The following is a 21,696-nucleotide window of genomic DNA, read 5'->3' as shown; positions in this document are numbered from 1 at the left end:
TTTTTCCACAACGAACAATGGGTGGGCTCTCGCCAAGACGCCAGGATCGCCAAGGGGAGAGTTTCTGTCATTCCCCTAATGCCTTGGCCCAATCCCTTGGCGTTCCTGGCGATCTTGGCGAGAGGAACACTTCTTCTCTACACCCATGAAGTCTGCTGGCGAGGCAGATTATTCAGAGTTTTCCTGATTAGCGAGATGGAGCTGGCCGGTATGAGTGACGTGAGGGCGACGAGGAAGGTGTTCGTGCTGGATACCAACGTTCTCATGCATGATCCCGGTTCCCTCTTCCGTTTCCAGGAGCACGATGTGTTCCTGCCCATGGTGGTCCTGGAGGAACTGGATGCGGCCAAGAAGGGCGTATCGGAAGTGGCCCGCAACGTGCGGCAGGTGAGCCGCTTCCTGGACGAGATCATCGATGACGCCGATGTCACGGCGATCGAGGAGGGACTTCTTCTGCCCCATGTGGAGAATCCCGGCCGTGACGAGGGTGGGCCGACGGGCCGCCTGTTCTTCCAGACCCGCCCCCATACCATCCAGCTGCCGGATACCCTGCCCGGCAACCGTCCCGACAATTCCATCCTCGCCACCAGCATATGGCTGCAGGAGCTGCGCCGGGACCGCAGGATCGTCCTGGTGTCCAAGGACATCAACCTGCGCATCAAGGCCCATACCCTCGGCATCCCCGCGGAGGATTATTCCAATGACAAGGTGCTGGACGACGTCGACCTGCTCTACACCGGCGAGAGCCGGTTGCCGGAGGACTTCTGGACGCGCTATGGCGAGCATCTCGAGTCATGGCAGGAGGGGACCCGCACCTACTACCGGGTCTCTGGCGATATCACGGGCCAGTGGTATCCCAACCAATGCCTGTACCTGGAGGGGCAACGGCCCTTCGAGGTACTGGTGCGCGGCGTGGCGGACGACGCCAGTGCGGTGATTCAGCTGGCCGTGGATTACCAGCACGCCGGCAATGCCGTGTGGGGGATCTCGGCACGCAACCGAGAGCAGAACTTCGCCCTCAACCTGCTCATGGATCCGGACATCGACTTCGTGTCCCTGCTGGGCACGGCGGGCACCGGCAAGACCCTGCTGGCGCTGGCCGCCGGTCTCGTTCAGACCCTGGAGGACAAGCTCTACCGGGAGATCATCATGACCCGGGTCACCGTCCCCGTCGGGGAGGACATCGGCTTCCTGCCGGGCACCGAAGAGGAGAAGATGACGCCGTGGATGGGGGCCCTGATGGACAACCTGGAGGTGCTCACGGACTCCGAGGTGGGCGGCGAATGGGGCCGCCAGGCCACCAATGATCTGCTGACCAAGCGCATCAAGATCCGCTCCCTTAACTTCATGCGCGGCCGCACCTTCCTCAACCGCTACATCATCATCGACGAGGCTCAGAACCTCACGGCCAAGCAGATGAAGACCCTGGTGACCCGGGCGGGGCCGGGCACCAAGGTGGTCTGCATCGGCAACGTGGGGCAGATCGATACGCCCTATCTCACCGAGACCACCTCGGGCCTCACCAACGTGGTCGACCGTTTCAAGGACTGGGCCCACAGCGGCCATATCACCCTGCGCCGGGGCGAACGCTCCCGCCTCGCGGACTTCGCCGCTACGGAACTGTGATATTGATGGGCCTTAACGTGAAATCGCGAAGCACGAACTCCCCCTCTCCCTCTGGGAGAGGGATGGGGTGAGGGAACGAACATGGCGATACGCGCTCCTCTTTCATTATCTCGGGCGGCGCGTATCGCCATGAGAGTTAACTAGAGCGCCGGCAGTCGCTCCGCCGCCGGTGCCGATCGTGCCCGCGGCCAGGCGCTCAGGAGCACCTTCACGAGGGTGGCGAGGGGAATGGCGAAAAACACCCCCCACAGGCCCCACAGGCCACCGAATACCAGTACCGCCACGATGATGGCGATGGGGTGGAGGTTCACGGCCTCGGAAAACAGCAGCGGCACCAGCACGTTGCCGTCCACCGCCTGGATGATCAGGTAGGCCCCCACCAGCCACCCGAACTGCTCGCCCCAGCCCCACTGGAAGAAGGCCACCAGGGCGATGGGAAAGGTGACCACGGTGGCACCGATGTAGGGGATGATCACCGACAGGCCCACCACCACCGCGAGCAGGGGCGCATAGTTGAGGCCCATGAGCTGGAAGGTGACGTAGGTGGACGCACCGACGATGAGGATCTCCCAGAACTTACCCCTCACGTAGTTGCCGATTTGTTGGTCCATCTCCCGCCACACCCGGGTGGCGAGGCTGCGCTCCTTGGGCAGGAAGCTGGTGAACCAGTCGACGATGGACTGCTTGTCCTTGAGGAAGAAAAACACCAGCAGCGGTAGCAGGATGAGGTAGACGGTGAGGGTGATGAGGCCCGGAATGGAGGACAAAGAAAAGGACAGCACCTGTTGGCCGAGGCTCCCCAGTTCGGTCTTGAGGCGGCCCGTGATCTCGTACACCTGGTCCGTGGATATCAGGGCAGGGTAGCGCCCGGGCAATTCCAGCAACAGTTGGCGCCCCTGCACCACCATGTTGGGTAACTCCAGGACCAGCTGGGTCACCTGACGCGACAGCAGGGGAATGAGCCCGAAGATGATGAACAGCAACGTCGTCAGGAATATCAGATAGACGAAGGTCACCGCCACCAGGCGCGGTACGTGGCGCTTTTCCAACTGGTAGATGGGCCCTTCAAGCAGGTACGCGATGACCATACTGCCCAGCACGGGCGCGAGCATGGAGCCCAGGGTGAGCACGATGGTGAAACCACCCAGCAGCAGGACGGTCAGGACGATGGCCTGAGGGTCCGAGAAATAGCGGTGGAACCAGTCCTTGAGGACGCTGATCATCGATTGGCCCCGCGTTCCTCCACCAGCCGTTCGTAATGGCGGCGGAATATCTGCTCCAGATCATCGATGACCGCTGCCGCATCGCGGCCCTGGAGGACATGCTGACTCACCAGATCGGAGGTTTCCCCGAGAACCTTGGAACGCTCCACCATGGGGTAGGTATGAGTGAGCCTCTTGATGGCCTTGACCACCGATTCCTGGGCCGGGCGCGGGATGGACTCGGGAGGGGGCAGCGGTTGGTCCGCTGGTTCCTGGGTGTCTGCGCGCTCGGCGAGAAACGCCGCGAAGGCCACCAGGGTGTCCTGTTGCTCGGGCGACAGGCATCGGAACCGGTCCAGTAACTCCCGTTCCCGCGGATCGCTCGGTCTGTTCTTCACGAACATGGGTCGGGTGTTAGCTGGGGCTGCCCGGGGCGCGGGTATCGATGGTCGGCTCCCGGCACGTCAGAGATCGTCGGATTGATGGGTGCTGCAGTAGTGGCGGGCGAAGTTCAGCAATTCCTCCATCGCCCGTACCCGGAATTTCTGCTTCTGGTGCACGAAGGAGTATGGGCGCTCCAGGAGTGGCTCGAGGGGGATCGCCGTCAGGGTCCCCAACCGCAGCTCCTTGCTCAAGGTGGTGCGTGAGAGTACGGAAATGCCCATGTTGGCCTCCACGGCGCCTTTGATGGCCTCGGGACTGCCGAGTTCCATCACCGTGTTGAGCTCGCTGGTGGACAGGCCCGCCGAGCGCAGGTATTCATGGATCACCTCGCGGGTTCCGGACCCCTCCTCGCGACAGATGTACGGGTGGTTGAGCAGCTCCGATACTTCGACATGGTCGCGGGATGCCAATTCGTGCTCGGGAGATACCACCACCACAAGCTGATCGGCGCGGCACAATTCCACGGCCAGGTTCTTGTTGCTCACCGGTGCCTCCACTACCCCGAGATCGATCTCGTTGTCCTCCACCATGGAGACGATGCCTTCGGTGTTGGATACCTTGAGCCGGATATTCACCTCGGGATATTTTTTCTTGAAGTCGCCGAGGAGGGCCGGGAGCATGTACTCGGCCACTGTCATGCTGGCCCCGATCATCAGCACGCCGCTGATATCTCCCGTGAGTTCCCGTACCGAGCCTTCCATCTCGTCGTAGAGTCTGGAGATCTGGTCGGCGAAGCCGTAGACCCGCTGGCCCGCTTCGGTGAGGCTGATGCGGTTGTGGGTGCGGTCGAACAGGCGGGTGTTGAAATAGTCCTCGAGCTGGCGTACCTGGAAGGTCACCGCGGGCTGGGTCATGTGCAGCGCTTCCGCCGCCTTGGTGAAGCTCAGCAACCGGGCAACGGTATGAAACACCTGCAAGCGTCGGTCGGCCATAGTCGTTCACGTGGGTTGATATGCGGGTTTGACCGCGGACGGACCGGGCGCCCGGGAGACCGCGGGCCGTCCGTCTGTAACGTGGCCCCGTGGAAGGCGGAAAGCGCCTCATCCTGCGGAGCCGCACGGCCATCGCCCGTAGCTGCCTGGTCCAGGCGTTTCGGATCGGCCGGCGCCCCAATGGGGCACGGCGCCCTTCGCTTAACGGTATAGGATCTGCATTTCTTTGTAAATGTCTGATTCGACTCGGGACTCTGAAAGCGCCCGGGCCGTGGCGGCGGCGGCGGCGGCGGATATACGGCGGGTCCGGGCGGGCGCGCATCACGGGTGCCCGGCCACTGCCATGGCCGGGCCGGGTGGAACGCGTTTGGACCCCGGGGGGGCGTACCGGTTTCAGCTGCCCAGTTTGCGGTAGTTGAAGGCGTAGTACATCACGGGGATCACCACCAGGGTGAGGACGGTGGAGACCAGGATGCCGAAGATCAACGACACGGCCAGACCACTGAAGATGGGATCGTCGATGATGAAGAAGGCCCCGATCATGGCTGCCAGGCCCGTGAGGACGATGGGCTTGGCGCGTACGGCCCCGGCCTGGATCACGGCCTCCTGGAAAGAGCTGCCAGCCTCCACCGTCTGGTTGATGAAGTCCACCAGCAGGATGGAGTTGCGTACGATGATGCCCGCCAGGGCGATCATGCCGATCATGGAGGTGGCCGTGAACTGGAACCCCAGCAGGGCATGTCCCGGCATCACGCCGATGATGGTCAGGGGGATGGGGGCCATGATGATCAGCGGCGTCAGGTAGGAGCGGAACTGGGCCACCACCAGGAGGTAGATGAGGATCATGCCCACGCCGTAGGCGATCCCCATGTCGCGGAAGGTCTCGAAAGTGACCTGCCACTCGCCGTCCCATTTGATGCTGTAGGTGTAGGGGTTCTCCGGCTGGCTGAACAGAAACTGGTCCAGGGTGTAGTCGCCCTCCACGGTGATGTCGCCGAGGCTTGCGAAGATTTCGAACATTCCGTAGAGGGGACTATCCAGATCGCCCGCCATGTTGCCGGTGACGTAGGTCACGGGCAACAGATCCTTGTGGTGGATGGAGTTCTCCCGCCGGGTCTCCACCAGGGTCACGAACTCCGACAGGGGCACCAGGGTGCCGTCGTTGCTGCGCACCCTGAGCTTCAGCAGGCTCCTGGTATCGGCCTTGTCCGCCACCGAGAACTCCGCGCGCACGGGCACCGGGTATTTGACCTTGCCGCCATGGAGATAGCTCATGTCCTCGCCCGCCAGCACCGAGCGGATGGCGGATACGGCCACCTGCTGCGGCACCCCCAGCAGGGCGGCCTTGTGCTGGTCGATGCGGGCCACCAGCTTGGGCGCCGGCGCCACCACGCTGTCGTCCACGTCGACGATGTCGGGAGTGGCCTCGAAGACCTCGCGCACGGCCTTGGCCACCCGCGACTGGCCCTCATAGCTGAGGCCGTAGATCTCCGCTACCAGGGGGGCCTGAACGGGCGGTCCGGGGGGCACCTCCACCACCTTGACTACCGCGTCGAAGCCTTCGCCTATCTCCTGCAGCGGGCCGCGCACCGCCTGAGCGATGGCATGGCTCTCGCGATCGCGCAGACTCTTGTCCACCAGATTCACCTGGATGTCGCCGAGCTCGGCGCTTTCCCGCAGGTAGTACTGGCGTACCAGACCGTTGAAATTGATGGGGGCCGCGGTGCCCGCGTAGACCTGGAAGTCCGTGACCTCGGGTACCGTGGCGAGATAGGCCGTGAGTTCATCCAGGACGTGGGCGGTGCGCTCCACTGCCGTGCCTTCGGGCATGTCCACCACCACCTGGAACTCCGACTTGTTGTCGAAGGGCAACATCTTGAGGACCACCGACTGGAACACCGCCAGGCTCAGGGACAGGGCGATGAGGATGAGGATTCCCCCCAGCATCAGCCAGCGTTTGGCGGCGCCGCCACGTCCCTGGAGGAAGGGGGTCAGGGTGGTTCTGAACAGCCGGTCCAGGGCCCCCGGCGCCTTGTCTTCGTCATGGGCGCCCTGGCCGGCGTGGGCGGTGTCCAGGGGGCCGAGGATCTTGAGGGAGAGCCACGGTGTGACCACGAAGGCGATGATCAGGGACAACAGCATGCCGAAGCTGGCGTTGATGGGAATGGGGCTCATATAAGGGCCCATGAGGCCCGTGACGAAGGCCATGGGCAGCAGCGCGGCGATGACGGTGAAGGTGGCGAGGATGGTGGGGCCGCCCACCTCGTCCACCGCCAGGGGGATGGACTCCCGCAGGGTCCTGCCCCCCATGTGCATGTGACGGTGGATGTTTTCCACCACCACGATGGCGTCGTCCACCAGGATGCCGATGGAGAAGATGAGGGCGAACAGGGACACCCGGTTCAGGGTGAAGCCCCAGGCCCAGGAGGCGAACAGGGTGGCCATGAGGGTGATCACGACGGCGGTGCCGACGATGATGGCCTCGCGCCAGCCCAGGGCGATGAGCACCAGCAGCACCACGGAGGCGGTGGCGAAGGCCAGCTTGGTGATGAGCTTCTTGGCCTTCTGATCCGCCGTGAGGCCGTAGTTGCGGGTGATGGTGGCCTGCACGTCGTCGGGGACGAACACACCCTTCAATTGTTCGAAGCGCTCGATGACCTGGGCGGCCACCGCCACCGCATTGGTGCCGGGTTGCTTGCCCACCGCCACGGTCACGGCCGGGTACTTGCCGGAGAGCGCCATACCGTTGTCGGGGGCGGCCGGGCCCGCCCCCGTCCAGACGTAGCTCTCGGGCTGGTCGGCGCCCAGGCGGATGTCCGCCACGTCGCGCAGATGCACCGGCGCGCCCTCATGGACGCCCACGATGAGGGAGGCGATGCCGTCCACATCCACCAGGAACTCCCCCGCCTGCACGATGATCTCGAGATTGTCCCGGGTGACGGCGCCCGCCGCCAGGGTGGTGTTGGCGGCGGCAAGCGACTGCCGCAGGTCCGAGATGGCGATGCCGAAACCCGCCAGGCGCACCGGGTCCAGGGTGACGTGGACCACGTTGTCCGGCCCCCCCACGGTGTAGACCTCGCGGGTGCCGGCGACCCGCTTCAGTTCGGCCTCGATGGCGTGGGCCACCTTCTGGAGTTCGTGGGCGCCCTTATCTTCGCTCTCGGTCCACAGGGTGAGGGTGACGATGGGCACATCGTCGATGCCCTTGGCCTTGACGATGGGTTCGCCGACACCGAGGTTGTCCGGCAGCCAGTCCTGGTTGGAGAAGATCTTCTCGTAGAGCCTGACGATGGCGTCGGTGCGGTTCTCGCCCACCTCGTAGCGCACCGTCAGGACCGCCATGCCCGGCCGCGAGACGGAATAGACGTGCTTGACGCCCTCGATTTCGGAAAACACCTGCTCCGCCGGGGTACTGACGAGGCTTTCCACCTCTTCGCTGGAGGCCCCCGGAAAGGGCACGAAGACGTTGGCGAAGGTGACATTGATCTGGGGCTCTTCTTCGCGCGGTGTCACCATAATGGCGAACAGCCCCAGCAGCAGCCCCACCAGGGCCAGCAGGGGGGTGATCTCCGAGCGGTAGAAGCTGCGGGCGACGCGCCCCGAGAAGCCGAGTTCCTCAGCCATCGTCAGGACGCCTCCCCGTCGCCGCGGCGGCCCTGCTCTTTGCGGTAGGTGGCGGCACGTACCGGGTCGAGGGCCACCTTTTCACCGGCCTCGACACCCGCCAGCACCTCGATGTGGGGCCCCAGATTGCGCCCGAGACGCACCTGCCTGAAGCTGATGCGGCCGGCGTCGTCCACCACGTAGACGGCCCGCACCTCGCTGCGGAAGGCGACGGCGTCGGCGGGCACCAGGAGCGCCCGGTCGCGGCCGGTGATGAAGCCCACCTTGACGAAGGAGCCGGGATAGATGTCTTCCTCACCGGGCGGCAGATCGACGCGGATACGGAAGGTATGGGTGCTGGTGTCGGCGTAGGGGGCGAAGGTCAGCTTGACCGCCGGCAGTTCGCGACCCTGCGGTCCGGGGATCAGCACCCGGGCGCGGGATTCCTCCCGGATGTTGCCGATGAGGTTCTGGGGCACCTCGGTGACGGCCCGCAGTTGCTCCAGGGAAAAACCCGTCATCAGGGGCTGGCCCGGATTCACCGTTTCTCCCTGCTCCACGTGGCGGGACACCACGATACCGCCGAAGGGCGCCCTCACCACCGTGTAGTCGAGCTGCTCTCTGGCGCGGGCGAGACCGGCCTCGGCGGCATCACGGCGCGCCCGGGCGGCGTCGAGTTCGGCCCGCACCCGGTCCATCTCGGAACGGGAGACGTTGTTGTCCTCGAACAGTTTTTCCATGCGCTGGAATTGATCACGGGCCTCGGCGTAGCGGGCGCGGGCCTCCTGGAGGCTGGCCTCGGCCTGATTGAGCTGAGCCTGCTGCTCCGTGTCCCTGAGCCGCAACAGTACCTCGCCCTTGGGGACATAATCGTCAACGTCGAAATTGACCTGGTTGACCTGGCCGGAGGTCTGGGCGGATACGGTGGAACGGTTGACCGCCTCGATGGTGGCATTGAAGCTATCGATGCGCACCACCTCCTGATAATCCACCGCCACCGTCGCGAAAGGCAGCGGGGCGGGCTCGGCGGCGGTTGCCGGGGCCGGGCCGGCGGTCATGAACAGCAGGGTGCACGCGACCGCGAGTCTTCGAGTCATCACAGGAATACTCCGAGGATAAATATTAGAAGATAATAATATACTTTACTGCGATTGGGAAACGAGGTAAAAACGAGCGGCCGGTATCCATACATGGACGGTGAATTCCCTTATGATGGTTGCCAAGCTCCGCTCATGCGGACAGTTTAGCGTGAAAGTCGCGAAGCGCGATCTCCCCCTCTGCCCCTCTCCCTCTGGAGAGGGGTTGAGTGAGCGAACGTATATGGCGATAGGCGCTCCTCTTTCATCATCTCGGGCGGCGCGTATCGCCATGAGAGTTAGCAACCGATAGACCTCGATTATGGTACAACGTCCCCATGCTCATCGCAGCTGACCAATTGAACGGATGGCTGTCGGCCCTGGCCTGGGTCGTCCTGGCCCTGGTCCTGCGCCAAGCCCTGATGGGTGCGAGGTGGCGCAGGCTGGCCGACGATGGCCTGATGCATCCCTATTTCGCCAGCACCGTGATCCTCATGGTGATGTGGACCCTGAAGGCCAGCGTGGATGCCGGGCTGGGTTTCCATTTCGTCGGCGCCACCCTCCTCACCCTGATGTTCGGATGGCGGCTGGCCCTGCTGGCAGCCTTCGTGGCGCTGCTGGGCAGCTATATCACCCTGGGCGGGGATCCGCAGGTCTTCGCCGTCAACCTGCTGTTGAAGAGCGGGTTCCCCATCCTGGTGAGTCATGGGCTTTTGCGTCTGGTACAGCGTCGCCTGCCCCATCATGTCTTCGTGTATATCTTCGTCAACGGGTTCTTCGGCGCCGCCCTGGCGGTGTTGGCCCAGGTGACGGGGATCGCCTTGGTGCTGGCCATGACGGGCGCCTATGCCGCGGGCTACCTGGTGTCGGATTACCTCGCCTTCGCGCCCCTGATGATGTTCGGGGAGGCCTGGATAACGGGCATGCTGGTGGCCATCTTCGTGAGCTACTGGCCCGCCTTGCTGTCCACCTTCGACGACCGCAGCTACCTCACCGACAAGACGCCCTGATGCAGGGCAGGGGCCTTTAACGTGAAAGATGTGCCGCAGGCACGCTACCTCCCCCTCTCCCTCTGGGAGAGGGATGGGGTGAGGGAACGTTCCGGGGCGAGCGGGCCTTTCATCCTTTTGGCATGGGGCGCCTCGCCCCATGAACGTTAGAGATGGCTTGGTGGGGCAAGGTCTTCGGCGGGGCCTTCGGTTTCATGCTGGGCGGTCCCCTGGGCGCCCTCATCGGCGCCGCCCTGGGCCATAACTTCGACGCCGGCTTGGACAAGACCGAACGCCTGGATTACGACGGCGGCCTCAACGAGCGTGAGCGCGTCCAGACCGCCTTCTTCACCGCCACCTTCAGCGTCATGGGGCGGCTCGCCAAGGCGGACGGGCGGGTCAGCGAGGACGAGATCGAAGTCGCCCGGGCGATCATGAACCAGATGGGCCTGGGGGCCGAGCAACGGCGCCTGGCCCAACGGTTGTTCAACCAGGGCAAGGGCGCCGATTTCGACCTCGATGCGGTGCTCCACCAGCTGCGTCGCGAGTGCCGGCGCCGTCACAGCCTGCTGCGCCTGTTCCTGGAGATCCAGTTCCAGGCCGCCTATGCGGACGGGGCGGTGCACCCCGAAGAGCGCCAGCTGCTCCACCACATCGGCATGACCCTGGGTTTCGACCAGCGGGAATTCGATGTGGTGGAGGGCCGGGTCAAGGCCGAGCGCCATTTCCGCCACGGCCCGGACCGCAACATCCGCGGCCTCAGCCTGCAGGACGCCTACGCGGTGCTGGGCGTCAAGCCCGATGCCGATGCCGACACCGTGAAGAAGGCCTACCGCCGCCTCATGAGCCAGAACCATCCGGACAAGCTGGTCTCCAAGGGGCTGCCGGAGGAGATGATCAAGGTGGCCACGGAGAAGACCCAGGAGATCAAGGCCGCCTACGAGGCCATCCGCGAGGCCAAGGGTTACTGATCAGCTCGATGCCGCCAGGGGCAGCACCGCGGGCTCGATGTTGTAGCGATAGTCGTTGAATACCTCCTCGGCGCTCAGCACCGCATAGCTGCCGTCGGGCTGGCGGTGGCTGGTCTCCTTGAGCCGGTAGGCGTAGTGACCGCAGGTCCAGCAGTCGAAGTTGCGCATGTGGGTGCACAGGCAGGTCTTGTCGGGGACGCTGATGGACTTGGAATCGGGGTGGCGCTCCACCTCGCGGTTGTAGGCCTCGATATAGGCGCAGTTGCCGGTGCGGTCCAGCAGGTAGCCGAAGGCCTCGCAGTTAGGGCGGGTGCCGGCGCCGATGGCGGGCGACGAGCTGATCATGCGCATCGGGTAGCCCGTGGGGGACAGCAGGTTGACCTCGATCTCGTCCTCGTTCACCTTGAAGTATTCCTGCTTGACCTTATCGGGCAGACCGCACTCGCGGGTCACGGTGAAACGGGTGGCCACCTGGACCGCGGCGGCGCCGGCGGCCATGTAGCGTGCCGCGTCGGCGCCCGTGAAGATGCCGCCCGCGGGGATCAGGGGGATATCGAGCCCCTGGGCCTGCAGATAGTGCTTGACCTCGAGGAAGATGTCCCACAGGTCGTATTCCCGCCAGTCCTCGCCGAAGCCGAGGTGGCCACCCGCCAGGGGGCCCTCCACCACGATGAAGTCGGGCAGGCGGTCGAGGCGCGCGGCGCGCTTGAGAAACAACACCAGGGCGCGCACCGACGACACGATGATGCCGAGCTTGGCATCGCGGAAGCGCGGGTGGTCGGAGATGAGCTCGAAGGAGCCGAGATGCAGCCCCGCACTCAGGGTGATGCCGTCGATGCCGGCGTCGAGGGCCGCCGTGAGGCGCACCCGCAGGGTGGCCTTCGGGTCGTTCATCCCCAGCTTTTCCATGCAGTTGATGAACACCATGCCCGCGCCCGTCTTGGCCTCCATGGTGCGGCCCACGTGCATGCGCGTGGCATCGGCCAGCTGGCCGAGGTCGAATTTCACCCCGGACTTGTCCGAGCTGGCGACGTTGAGCTTGTACTTCTTGAGCTTGTCCTTGACGTAGCGGGTGCGGAAGCGGCGGTCGGTGACCGTCGGTACCATGGCATCGGAGATGTGACCGACGCCGCCGAGGCGGGCCGCCTCGAGGGCCAGTTCGGCGGCGGAGATGTCCACCCCCATGCCCCCGATCATCAGGGGTACCAGTTCCTGCTGGTCCCAGGTCAGGCGATAATCATCCAGTCTCTTCATTAATCAAGAATTTCCACGGCGCGGAGCGGCCCCGGCAGGTTATCAGGCATCCGCAGGCAAAGTCACTATCCCGTCGGATCATGGCGGTGCGGCCACCCTCGGGCAGCGCCATCATCCTTACCACACAAGGCCCCCTCATTTCAGGGCGTGATGGTGGCGGTTTCCCTGCGCTCGGGCCGCCGCCGGCGGGCGTGGGCCCCGGGGCTTCTGGTGGGCGCCGGCCGAAGCCGCTAACATCGCGCCATCTTCTGCAAATGCACATCCGTAATGTCCGCAACCGACGACGACAGCCTGCTGAGTTTCCCCTGTTCCTTTCCCATCAAGGCCATGGGGCGCATGGATGACGACCTGGAGGCCCTGGTGGTGGAACTCATCGGCCGCCACGTGCCGGCCCATCACATCGACGAAGTGACCACCCGAGCCAGCGGCCAGCAGCGCTACCTGGCGGTGACCGTCACCATCCAGGCCACCAGTCGCGCCCAATTGGACGCCATCTACATGGATCTCACCGCCGACAGTCGTGTGCGCTTCGCCCTCTGAGGCCCTCGCGGTCTCCCGGCCGCCGGTGGTCCGGGAACTGGGGCGGGTGGATTACCTCGACGTGCTCGCGCGGATGAAGGCGTTCACCGATGAGCGGGATGCCGCGACGCTCGACGAGATGTGGCTGGTGGAGCACCCGCCCGTGTTCACCCTCGGCCAGGCGGGCCGGCCGGAGCATGTGCTGGCCCCGGGGAATATCCCCCTGGTGCAGAGTGACCGCGGCGGGCAGGTGACCTATCACGGCCCCGGGCAGGCCGTCATGTATACCCTCCTGGACCTCGGCCGCCGCGGCCTCGGGGTCAAGGCCCTGGTGGGCCTGCTGGAAGAGGCCGTGATCCGGCTGCTCGCCACCGCGGGCGTAGTGGCGGCGCGGCGGGAGGGTGCCCCGGGAGTCTACGTGGCGGGTGCCAAGGTGGCTGCCCTCGGGCTGCGGGTGCGGCGCCGCTGCAGCTACCATGGGGTGGCCCTCAACGTCGATATGGACCTCGCCCCCTACACCCGCATCAATCCCTGCGGCTACCCCGGTCAGCCGGTCACCTCCCTGCGGGCCCTGGGGATCCCCTGGGACCAGGCCGAGGCCGGCCGGCGGCTGGCGCGGTCGTTCCTGGAACTCCTGGAAGGTCCGCGGTGATCCACGGGCTGCTGTCGCGACTGCTGTCGGCCCTGGTGGTGGTGGCGGGCGTCTCGGTGCTGGTGTTCCTGCTCATCCACCTGGTGCCGGGGGATCCGGTGGAGGTGATGCTGGGGGAGGGTGCCCGGCCCGCGGATCGGGTGGAACTCGAACGGGCCCTGGGTCTCCACCAGCCCCTGCCCGTGCAGTTGGCGGATTATTTCTCGGGGCTGGTGAGGGGTGACCTGGGCGATTCCCTCCATTCCCGGCAGCCGGTGATGGAGGTCATCGCCGGGCGCCTCCCCGCCACCGTGGTGCTGGCCGTCGCCGCCCTGGTGGTGGCCCTGGTTTTGGCCGTGCCCCTGGGGCTGGTGGCGGCGGTACGCCCCGACAGCGCCTGGGACAGCGGCGCCATGACCTTCTCCATGGTGGGGGTGTCCATTCCGAACTTCGTCCTCGGGCCCCTGCTCATCCTGCTGTTCTCGGTCCACCTGGGGTGGCTGCCGGTGAGTGGCTGGGAGGGGCCGGCGTCCCTGGTGCTGCCCGCCGTCACCCTGGGCACGGCCATGGCCGCCATCCTCTCGCGCATGGTGCGCTCGGCGCTGCTGGACGTGCTGGGGGAGGACTACATCCGTACCGCCCGGGCCAAGGGTCTCGACGAGTTGACCATCGTGGTGCGCCACGGCCTGCGCAATGCCGCGCTGCCGGTGATCACCGTGGTGGGTCTGCAACTGGGTACGCTCCTGGGAGGGGCGGTGATCACCGAGACGGTGTTCGCATGGCCCGGCATCGGGCAGTTGACGGTGGAGGCCATCCAGCGCCGGGATTACCCGGTGCTGCAGGGCTGCATCCTGGTTATCAGCCTGGCCTATGTGGTCATCAATACTCTCACGGACCTGGCCTACGGGGTGCTGGACCCGCGGGTGAGGATAGGCACCCCTTGATCCTGCGGCTGTGGCTTCCGGCGGCGGTGGTGATGGCCTGGGTGGCCGTGGCCCTGGTGGCCCCGCTGTTGCCCCTGGATGGCGATGCCATTCGGCTCCCGCTGATCCTGGAAGGGCCCGGTGGGTTGGGCCTCCTCGGTTTCGACGACCTGGGGCGCCCCCTCGCCGATCGGCTGCTGCTGGGAGCCCGCACGTCGTTGATGGTGGCGGCCTCGGTGGTGGTCATCTCCATCGTCGTGGGCACCGCCTTCGGCGTGTCCGCGGCCTGGGTGGGCGGGATCTGGGACCACGTGATGGTGCGCATCATCGACATCTTCCTGGCCTTCCCGGGGATCCTGCTGGCCATCGCCCTGGCGGGGATCCTCGGCCCCGGCATCGACAACGTGGTGGTGGCCCTGGCGGCCGTGGGGTGGGTGGGCTTCGCGCGGCTGGCCCGCGCCCAGGCCCTGTCCATCAAGCACCGCGAGCACGTGCAGGCGGCCGTCGCCCTGGGTACCCGGCCACCCGTCATCATCCTGCGGCATCTGTTGCCGCTGCTGGCGGCGCCCTTGATCGTGGAGGCCACCTTCGCCATGGCGGGCATCGTCATCGCCGAGGCCGGCCTGTCTTTCCTCGGCCTCGGGGTGCAGCCGCCCGCGCCCTCCTGGGGCAGCATGATCCGGGACGGCACCCGCTACGTGCTGGTGGCCCCCCACCTGGTGCTGGTGCCGGGCATCGCCCTCATGCTGGTGGTGTTCGCCGTCAACCTGTTGGGGGACCGGCTGCGGGATCGCCTCGATGTACGTTATCGTCCCGCCTGACCCGCGGGGAGCGTCCCCGGGGCTACTGGATCACGAGGCTGGTGAAATAGACCGCCTCCACCGGAGTCCGGCCGAGTTCCTGCTCCAGGACAGCGTTGATGGATCGCAGGGCCTCGTCCCGCAGGCGTTCCTTGCCCGTGACGGACTTGACCGCTTTCGGCGTCTGGTCCGAAAAGAGCAGGATGAGTTCGTGGCGCAGGGCAGGCATATGATCCTTAGCGGCGTCGAGCTGGCCCTGGTCACGGCTCATGATCTGGGCTTCCACCCGCATGTAGCGCTGGCGCTCGGTGGTGGCGAGGTTGACCGTGAACGAGGGGCTCAACTTGAGGTACTTGGGCGCCGCTCCGGGGGCCTCGCCATCCGCGGCCGGGACGCCGGCTATCGGGACGAGGGCGAAAACCAAAGGCAGTACGGTTATCTTGAAAAATTTGTTCATGGTTCCCGAGGAGGTCGTGTCGACGTTTATGGCCCACTTGTTTAGCGGTTACTTGCCCGCGTTCTTTGAGGCCCGCCGGGCCGTGGCGGGGGTGGCCTGAGTGTCCCTCGGGTCCGTCATGGTGGACCTCCAGGGCACCGTCCTGGGGTCCGGAGAGCGGCGGATGTTACAGCATCCCCAGGTGGGAGGGGTGATCCTGTTCAGCCGCAACTACGCCTCCAGGGAGCAACTCGCGGCCCTGGTGGCCGAGATCCACGACTTGCGCCGGCCGCCGCTGCTGGTGGCGGTGGACCACGAGGGCGGCCGGGTACAGCGCTTTCGCGAGGGCTTCACCCGGCTGCCGGCGGCGCGGCGCTTCGGCGAGCGCTTTGACGAGCGGCCCCGCCAGGCCCTCGCCCTGGCCGAGGAGGCAGGCTGGGTGATGGCCGCGGAGCTGCGGGCGGTGGGGGTGGACTTCAGCTTCGCCCCGGTACTGGACCTCTACCGTGGCGTGAGTCCCGTAATCGATGACCGCGCCTTTCACCAGGACCCCGAGGTGGTGGCGGAGCTGGCCCGGGCGGTGATGCGGGGCATGCACGAGGCGGGCATGGCGGCGGTGGGCAAGCATTTCCCCGGCCACGGCACCGTGGCGGGGGATTCCCACGACATGCTGCCGGTAGACGGACGGCCTTTCGAGGATATCCGCACCGAGGACCTGTTGGCCTTCGAGCGGCTCATCCACTACGGGCTGCCGGCCGTGATGCCGGCCCACGTGGTCTATTCCCGGGTCGACCCGCGGCCGGCGGGCTTCTCCCGGCTGTGGCTGCGGGAGGTGCTGCGGGAGCGCCTCGGTTTCACGGGCGCCGTGTTCAGCGACGACCTCAGCATGGCGGGCGCGGCGGTGGCCGGTGACTATCCCCGGCGGGCCTTGGCCGCCCTCGAGGCGGGTTGCGACATGCTGGTGGTGTGCAACGACGCCGCGGGCGCCCGGCAGGTGCTGGAGGCCCTGCCGGCGGCCGCGGATCCCGTGGCCCAGGCGCGCCTGGTGCGCATGCACGGCCGGGCCGCGGTGGACCTCGGGGAGGCATCCCAGCGACGCCGCTGGACGGCGGCGGTGGCGGCGCTGCAGGAGCTGGAGCGGGCCCCCGAACTGGATCTGGGGGACGATGGTCTGTTATGACGGGTCCGAGTCCAGCATATAGGCGGATACCATGACCACGGCCCTCTGGCAGGCCATCGAGGCGGACGTGGCGGCCCACAGCGCCCGTCCCTTCACCATCACCGAGCGCCGCCAGGTGGGCGGCGGCTGTATCAACACGGCCTTTCGCATCGGCGGCGGGGCCGGGGACCTTTTCGTCAAGCTCAACGATGCCGGAGGCCTCGACATGTTCGAGGCCGAGGCCGCGGGGCTGGCGGAGATGGCGGCGGCGGACGCAGTGCGGGTGCCGCGGCCGGTATGCACCGGCAGCGCCGCCGGCCAGGCCTACCTGGTGATGGAGTATCTGCCCCTGGGCGGAGCGGCTTCCGCTGCGGCCATGGCGGCCCTGGGGGAGGGACTCGCGGGGCTGCACCGGCGCACCGCCGGCCAGTTTGGCTGGTCCCGCGACAACACCATCGGCTCCACCCCCCAGATCAATGCCTGGTGCGACGAGTGGGTGGCGTTCTGGCGCCGCCAGCGGCTCGGTTACCAGCTGCGGCTGGCGGCGGACAGGGGCCATGGTGGCGGCTTGCAGCGGGTGGGAGAGCGGCTCATGGCGCGCCTGGACGCCCTGTTTGCCGACTACCGGCCGCTGCCGTCTCTGCTCCACGGCGATCTGTGGTCCGGCAACTTCGGTGTGACGGACGGGGGCGAGCCCGTCATCTTCGATCCGGCGGTCTACTACGGCGACCGCGAGGCGGATGTGGCCATGACCGAACTCTTCGGGCGTTTCCCGCAGTCCTTCTACCGTGCCTACGACGAGGCCTGGCCCCTGGATCCGGGCTACCCCCTGCGGCGCGACCTCTACAACGCCTATCATATGCTCAATCACCTGAACCTCTTCGGCGGCGGCTACGGGCGCCAGGCGGAACAGATGATGGCCGGGGTGGTGGCGCAGTTGGGGTGACCCGATGCGCCGGGCACCCGGGGTGGAGTAGGATAAACGCATCATACCCGTGGTGCCCGCCGCGGGGACTTTAACGTGAAAGTCGCGAAGCACGAACTCCCCCTCTCCCTCTGGGAGAAGGATGGGGTGAGGGAACGAACATGGCGATACGCGCTCCGCTTTCATCATTTCGGGTGGCGCGTCTCGCCATGAGAGTTAATAAGAAATCTATCGAGAGGTCACGCATGAAACTGGTAACTGCGATCGTCAAGCCCTTCAAACTGGACGACGTCCGGGAGGCCCTTTCCGATGTGGGGATCACCGGCCTGACGGTGACGGAGGTGAAGGGTTTCGGGCGCCAGAAGGGCCACACGGAACTCTACCGGGGGGCGGAGTACGTGGTGGACTTCCTGCCCAAGGTGAAGCTCGAGGTGGCGGTGGCCGACGACCAGCTGGAACGGGTCATCGAGGCCATCACCGAGCGCGCCCGCACCGGCAAGATCGGCGACGGCAAGATCTTCGTCGCCCCCCTGGAGCAGGTGGTCCGTATCCGCACCGGCGAGACCGGCGACGAGGCGTTGTAGCGGGGATGGCAGGGATTGATCTCGCCAAGGCGGGTGGATACCACCCGCCAGGGTTGGGTGTCGGGCTGAAGCCCGACCTACAGCCCGACCTACAGATACACCCGCACCGCCCATTCCTGTGGCACGGATGTAGGTCGGGATTCATTCCGACATTAAACCTCGCCGCGCATACCCGGCGCCGGGTGGGTACCACCCGCCAGGGTTTGGTGTCGGGCTGAAGCCCGACCTACAGCCCGACCTACAGCCCGATCGACACAACACCCCGCACCGCCCGTTCCTGCGGCACGGATGTAGGTCGGGATTCATCCCGACAATCAAACAGGTTCCTTGGCGGCCTTGGCGAGAGCGATCTTCCGGCCGCCGGGCCGCTAAGCGGTCAGTAAAGGACGGCGGACATGAGGCTGCGGTAGCGGGAGACCAGGGGGCCGCCGTTGTCGAGCAGCTGGAACACCGACAGCATGCCCTTGCGTCCGGCGTCGTCGCGGAAGCCGCGGTCGCGGCGCATGATCTCCAGGAACTGCTCCAGGGCCTCCTCGTATTGGGACGCCGATACGTACTGCACCGCCAGTTGGTAGCGGCTGTCCAGATCCGCCGGATCGGCCTCCACACGGGCCTCGAGAGTCTCGGCATCCACCCCCTGTTCGGTGTCGCGGGCGAACTCGATGCGGGCCGCCAGGGCCTTGAACTCGGGCTCCACACCCTTGTCCACCGGCACCTTCTTCATGACCTCCTCGGCCTCGTCCAGCGCCCCCGCTTCCAGCAGCAGGGGCACCAGGTCGGCATGGATGCGGGTGTTGTCGGGGTCTTCCTGCAGGGCGCCACGCAGGGTGGCGAGGGCCGCCTCCAGTTCGCCCGCCTGATGCAGGGCGGCGGCTTCGGCACGGAGCTTGTCGGAGTGGCGCTCCACGTGGCGGTCCAGTATCTCCCGCACCACGGCCTCGGGCTGGGCGCCCATGAACTCCTCCACCACCTCGCCGTTCCTGAACACCTTGACGGTGGGGAGACTGCGCACGGAATAGTGTTGCGCCAGGGCCTGCTGTTCGTCGGTGTTGACCTTGACCAGCAGAAAGGCGCCCTGGTAGGCCTCCGCCAGTGCGGTGAGCACGGGTGCCAGGGCGCGACACGGTGCGCACCAGTCGGCCCAGAAGTCCACCAGGACCGGTACCTCGAAGGAGGGTCGCAGGACCCGTGCTTCGAAGTCCCGTTCGGTGGCCTCGGCGATGAACGAAGAATCACTCATGGGTTGTTACCTGTGATGGGAGAATGATGGCTCTGGCGCCCGGCAACGGGCCGGAACGGCCAAGGAAGTGTGGAATATTGCGTCTCCCCGGGCCTGCTTCAAGGGGTCAACGGACCTCCACCACCACATCGGTGCCGAGCAGATTCGTGAGGGCGTTCTTGGAGCCGCGCAGGGGGAAGCGGGTCTCGCGGTAGCCTCGGCCGTCCACATGGAAGCGAAACATCACCTGCTGGCCATCCATCAGCCGCACCAGATGGGTGGAGCCGATGCGGCCGTCTTCAATGGTTCCGAACACGAAACCGGCCCGGTGGCCGTCGATGCGACAGGGCCCGTTGCGTGCCGCGAGGCCGATGGGCGCACTCATGTCCACCACCAGGGTGGGGCAATGGTCCGGAGGAAAACTCTCGAACCCCTCTCGCAACACCAGCAGGCCCGTGACGGTGCCGTCGTCCTGCCGGCGGACCTCGAAGCGGTCGCCGGCGGGGTTGCCCACCACGGCGAAGAATGCGCTGGCCCGGCCGTCCCCCCCCACGCCCATCGACTGCCATTGCGCCTGCAGCACGGGCGCGCACAGGGCGAGGCCCGCCAGCAGCGGGATCAGACGACCCATGGCAGATCAGTGATCATGATCCGGCGGCTCCGGGGGCAGGGCCTCGCCGGGGATACGGTGCTGCTCGTCCACCCAGGCCCCGAGGTCGATGAGCTTGCAGCGTTCGCTGCAGAAGGGCCGGAAGGGAGAGCGTTCCGACCATTCCACGGACTTGCCACAGGTGGGACAAGCGACGCGGGTGGTCATATGACGCAGCACTGGAGTTCGAAGTCGATGTCGCGGCCGGCCTGGGTGGGTCGCCCGGCACTCTCCGGCAGTTCCATGAAACGCACCGTGAATCGATGGCGCCCGCCGCTGACCTCGGGAAAGCAGCGGGCCTCGCTGTCCACCAGCACCCGCACCATCTGGCAGGTCACGCCGGCATCGAGGCTTTGCTGGAAAAAACCGTTGACCGCCGTCTCGCGCCGGCCGTTGGAACTCTGGCGGATGAGGGTCAGGCACAGGTTCACGCCCCGCTTGACGGGCTCGAAGGGTTGGAACCAGCCTTCGAGGGCGGCCCGACGCTCGTCGGGTGTCCGTTCCAGCCAGTACTGGTACATGGGGATGTCGAAGCTCAAGGTCCCTGCGGGGATGCTGGCACGCTGCTTGACGGCGGCGATGAGTTCGTTGTTGCGGAACTCCTGGCCTGCGGCACCGTCGGGCGAGCGCAACTCCACCAGCAACTGGCGGATGGAGCCCATGATGTCGTCCAGCCGGTCGTTGTCGACGCCCTGCTTGTCGTAGAGGGGTTCCAGCAGGGCGCCCTGGCGTTCCAGTTCCTTGATGATCTCGGTCTTCAGATCCGCCCGACCCATCAGGGCCATCACCTCGATGAGGGTGTTCAGGGTCGCGCGGCTGTCCCAGGCGTTGTTCCCCGACATGAGGTATTCCGCCTGTTCGAACAGGAATTCGAGGCGTAACAACGCCCGAACGCGTTCATTCAGCGGTTGTTCGTAGATACTCAAGGCGTTTCCCAAGGGTTCGGGTCCGGTGTGTTCAGAAAAGCGCCGAATTCTTCAGCGTTTCCTCAGGTAAACGCTGATTCGGTCCGTCCTGGGTCGAATCAGCCCCGCCGGGCCGCGTATATGGTCCGGTGGGCGCCGGTATCAATCCATTGCGGGATTGCAGTGGCGAACCGCCGGCGTGCGCCGATTCTCGCCTACTCATGGCGGGCAGGCAAATGGCCCTCGGCCAGGCTCAGATATTGGCGGTGCAAGGCGTCCACGGCCTGCGCCAGTTTTGCCACTGTACCGCGGTTGTCAATGCAGTCGTGGGCGCGGGCGCGGCGCTCCCAGCGGTCCAGCTGGCGGGCCAGCGCCCCGCGGGCCGCCGCCTCGTCCCAGCCGTCGCGGGCCATGACGCGGCTGAGCTGGGTCTCCTCGGGCACGTCCACCACCAGCACCCGGTCCACCAGGGCGTCCATGCCGCTCTCGAACAGCAGCGGCACCGCCAGGACGCCGTAGGGCGCGTCGGTGGTCTCCATCCATGTCACCAGCACCGCCCTGACCCGGGGATGGATGATGTCTTCCACCGCCTGACGCAGCCGCTGGTCTGCGAATATGCGCTCCCGCAGCGCGCCGCGGTCGAGGGCCCCGCGGCCGTCCACGATGTCGGAGCCGATGTGCCGCACCAGGGCGGCGAGGCCGGCGGTGCCGGGTCGCACCACCTCCCGCGCCACGTCGTCGGCATCGATGACCGGCACCCCGAGGGCGGCGAAGCGGGCACCCACGGTGGACTTGCCGGCGGCGATGCCGCCCGTCAGACCGATGCGGAGACGCAGGGGCATGGGGTTG

General features: G+C 66.2%; 22 protein-coding genes. 10 read left to right on the top strand and 12 right to left on the bottom strand.

The window, feature by feature from the left end; genetic code table 11:
* Window positions 1-210 precede the first annotated feature (210 nt).
* The gene (locus U5S82_06115) at window positions 211-1,626 is read left to right on the top strand and encodes a PhoH family protein (GenBank protein MDZ7751229.1); all 1,416 of its coding nucleotides are present in this window, start codon (window positions 211-213) and stop codon (window positions 1,624-1,626) included.
* Window positions 1,627-1,766: 140 nt separating this feature from the next.
* On the opposite strand, the gene U5S82_06110 is transcribed toward U5S82_06115, so the two are convergent.
* The 5 genes from U5S82_06110 to U5S82_06090 all read right to left on the bottom strand — a co-directional run bounded on the left by U5S82_06110 (window position 1,767) and on the right by U5S82_06090 (window position 8,904).
* Window positions 1,767-2,849 carry an AI-2E family transporter gene (locus tag U5S82_06110; protein ID MDZ7751228.1) on the bottom strand — a complete coding sequence of 361 codons (1,083 nt, stop codon included), beginning with the start codon at window positions 2,847-2,849 and terminating at the stop codon, window positions 1,767-1,769.
* Window positions 2,846-3,226 carry a Crp/Fnr family transcriptional regulator gene (locus U5S82_06105; protein MDZ7751227.1) on the bottom strand — a complete coding sequence of 127 codons (381 nt, stop codon included), beginning with the start codon at window positions 3,224-3,226 and terminating at the stop codon, window positions 2,846-2,848. Before U5S82_06105 ends, U5S82_06110 begins: the two co-directional genes overlap by 4 nt.
* Window positions 3,227-3,292: 66 nt before the next feature.
* Entirely contained in the window at window positions 3,293-4,204 is a 912-nt protein-coding gene (locus tag U5S82_06100; GenBank protein MDZ7751226.1) for a LysR family transcriptional regulator, read from the bottom strand.
* Window positions 4,205-4,597: 393 nt separating this feature from the next.
* On the bottom strand, window positions 4,598-7,828 hold the full coding sequence (locus U5S82_06095) for an efflux RND transporter permease subunit (protein ID MDZ7751225.1): 3,231 nt from the start codon (window positions 7,826-7,828) through the stop codon (window positions 4,598-4,600).
* 2 nt (window positions 7,829-7,830) lie between these two features.
* Window positions 7,831-8,904, bottom strand: coding sequence for an efflux RND transporter periplasmic adaptor subunit (locus U5S82_06090; protein ID MDZ7751224.1), 1,074 nt, complete (start codon window positions 8,902-8,904; stop codon window positions 7,831-7,833).
* Window positions 8,905-9,242: 338 nt separating this feature from the next.
* Here U5S82_06090 and U5S82_06085 point away from each other — a divergent pair, with 338 nt between their 5' ends.
* Both U5S82_06085 and djlA read left to right on the top strand, forming a co-directional pair.
* Window positions 9,243-9,893, top strand: a complete 651-nt coding sequence (locus tag U5S82_06085) for an energy-coupling factor ABC transporter permease (GenBank protein MDZ7751223.1) — start codon at window positions 9,243-9,245, stop codon at window positions 9,891-9,893.
* A gap of 152 nt (window positions 9,894-10,045) precedes the next feature.
* Complete coding sequence (gene djlA / locus U5S82_06080) at window positions 10,046-10,843, top strand: co-chaperone DjlA (GenBank protein ID MDZ7751222.1); 798 nt, start codon at window positions 10,046-10,048, stop codon at window positions 10,841-10,843.
* Here djlA and U5S82_06075 read toward each other — a convergent pair whose 3' ends face one another.
* The gene (locus U5S82_06075; GenBank protein MDZ7751221.1) at window positions 10,844-12,097 is read right to left on the bottom strand and encodes a nitronate monooxygenase; all 1,254 of its coding nucleotides are present in this window, start codon (window positions 12,095-12,097) and stop codon (window positions 10,844-10,846) included. It abuts the gene before it with no gap.
* Window positions 12,098-12,364: 267 nt separating this feature from the next.
* Here U5S82_06075 and U5S82_06070 point away from each other — a divergent pair, with 267 nt between their 5' ends.
* Genes U5S82_06070 through U5S82_06055 form a run of 4 tightly spaced genes read left to right on the top strand, consistent with a single transcriptional unit; the run spans window position 12,365 to window position 14,991 of the window.
* Window positions 12,365-12,637, top strand: a complete 273-nt coding sequence (locus tag U5S82_06070; protein MDZ7751220.1) for a DUF493 domain-containing protein — start codon at window positions 12,365-12,367, stop codon at window positions 12,635-12,637.
* Window positions 12,618-13,268, top strand: coding sequence for a lipoyl(octanoyl) transferase LipB (lipB, locus tag U5S82_06065; GenBank protein MDZ7751219.1), 651 nt, complete (start codon window positions 12,618-12,620; stop codon window positions 13,266-13,268). Before U5S82_06070 ends, lipB begins: the two co-directional genes overlap by 20 nt.
* On the top strand, window positions 13,265-14,191 hold the full coding sequence (gene nikB, locus U5S82_06060; protein ID MDZ7751218.1) for a nickel ABC transporter permease: 927 nt from the start codon (window positions 13,265-13,267) through the stop codon (window positions 14,189-14,191). Before lipB ends, nikB begins: the two co-directional genes overlap by 4 nt.
* On the top strand, window positions 14,191-14,991 hold the full coding sequence (locus U5S82_06055) for an ABC transporter permease (GenBank protein ID MDZ7751217.1): 801 nt from the start codon (window positions 14,191-14,193) through the stop codon (window positions 14,989-14,991). The genes nikB and U5S82_06055 overlap by 1 nt, the downstream gene beginning before the upstream one ends.
* Before the next feature lie 22 nt (window positions 14,992-15,013).
* Here the strand turns inward: U5S82_06055 and U5S82_06050 are convergent, their stop codons facing one another.
* Entirely contained in the window at window positions 15,014-15,427 is a 414-nt protein-coding gene (locus U5S82_06050) for a flagellar basal body-associated FliL family protein (GenBank protein ID MDZ7751216.1), read from the bottom strand.
* 100 nt (window positions 15,428-15,527) lie between these two features.
* On the opposite strand from U5S82_06050, the gene nagZ reads away from it, so the two are divergent.
* From nagZ to glnK, 3 genes are all read left to right on the top strand, one after another.
* Window positions 15,528-16,586, top strand: coding sequence for a beta-N-acetylhexosaminidase (gene nagZ, locus U5S82_06045; protein MDZ7751215.1), 1,059 nt, complete (start codon window positions 15,528-15,530; stop codon window positions 16,584-16,586).
* 31 nt (window positions 16,587-16,617) lie between these two features.
* Window positions 16,618-17,511, top strand: a complete 894-nt coding sequence (locus U5S82_06040) for a fructosamine kinase family protein (protein MDZ7751214.1) — start codon at window positions 16,618-16,620, stop codon at window positions 17,509-17,511.
* Between the two features lie 224 nt (window positions 17,512-17,735).
* The gene (glnK, locus tag U5S82_06035) at window positions 17,736-18,074 is read left to right on the top strand and encodes a P-II family nitrogen regulator (GenBank protein MDZ7751213.1); all 339 of its coding nucleotides are present in this window, start codon (window positions 17,736-17,738) and stop codon (window positions 18,072-18,074) included.
* Between the two features lie 376 nt (window positions 18,075-18,450).
* On the opposite strand, the gene trxA is transcribed toward glnK, so the two are convergent.
* The 5 genes from trxA to coaE form a co-directional block, all read right to left on the bottom strand.
* The gene (gene trxA / locus U5S82_06030) at window positions 18,451-19,314 is read right to left on the bottom strand and encodes a thioredoxin (GenBank protein ID MDZ7751212.1); all 864 of its coding nucleotides are present in this window, start codon (window positions 19,312-19,314) and stop codon (window positions 18,451-18,453) included.
* Between the two features lie 106 nt (window positions 19,315-19,420).
* A complete protein-coding gene (locus tag U5S82_06025) occupies window positions 19,421-19,924 on the bottom strand; it encodes a hypothetical protein (GenBank protein MDZ7751211.1) in 504 nt (167 codons plus the stop codon).
* A 6-nt stretch (window positions 19,925-19,930) separates the two neighbouring features.
* Window positions 19,931-20,110 (bottom strand): DNA gyrase inhibitor YacG, encoded by a 180-nt coding sequence (gene yacG / locus U5S82_06020; protein MDZ7751210.1) that lies wholly within the window; start codon window positions 20,108-20,110, stop codon window positions 19,931-19,933.
* Entirely contained in the window at window positions 20,107-20,868 is a 762-nt protein-coding gene (zapD, locus tag U5S82_06015) for a cell division protein ZapD (GenBank protein MDZ7751209.1), read from the bottom strand. Before zapD ends, yacG begins: the two co-directional genes overlap by 4 nt.
* A 194-nt stretch (window positions 20,869-21,062) precedes the next feature.
* Complete coding sequence (gene coaE, locus U5S82_06010; GenBank protein ID MDZ7751208.1) at window positions 21,063-21,689, bottom strand: dephospho-CoA kinase; 627 nt, start codon at window positions 21,687-21,689, stop codon at window positions 21,063-21,065.
* Window positions 21,690-21,696 lie beyond the last annotated feature (7 nt).

The sequence above is a fragment of the Gammaproteobacteria bacterium genome, from assembly GCA_034522055.1.
Classification (GTDB): Bacteria; Pseudomonadota; Gammaproteobacteria; order JAABTG01; family JAABTG01; genus JAABTG01.
This window is presented reverse-complemented; position numbering and strand designations above follow the sequence as displayed.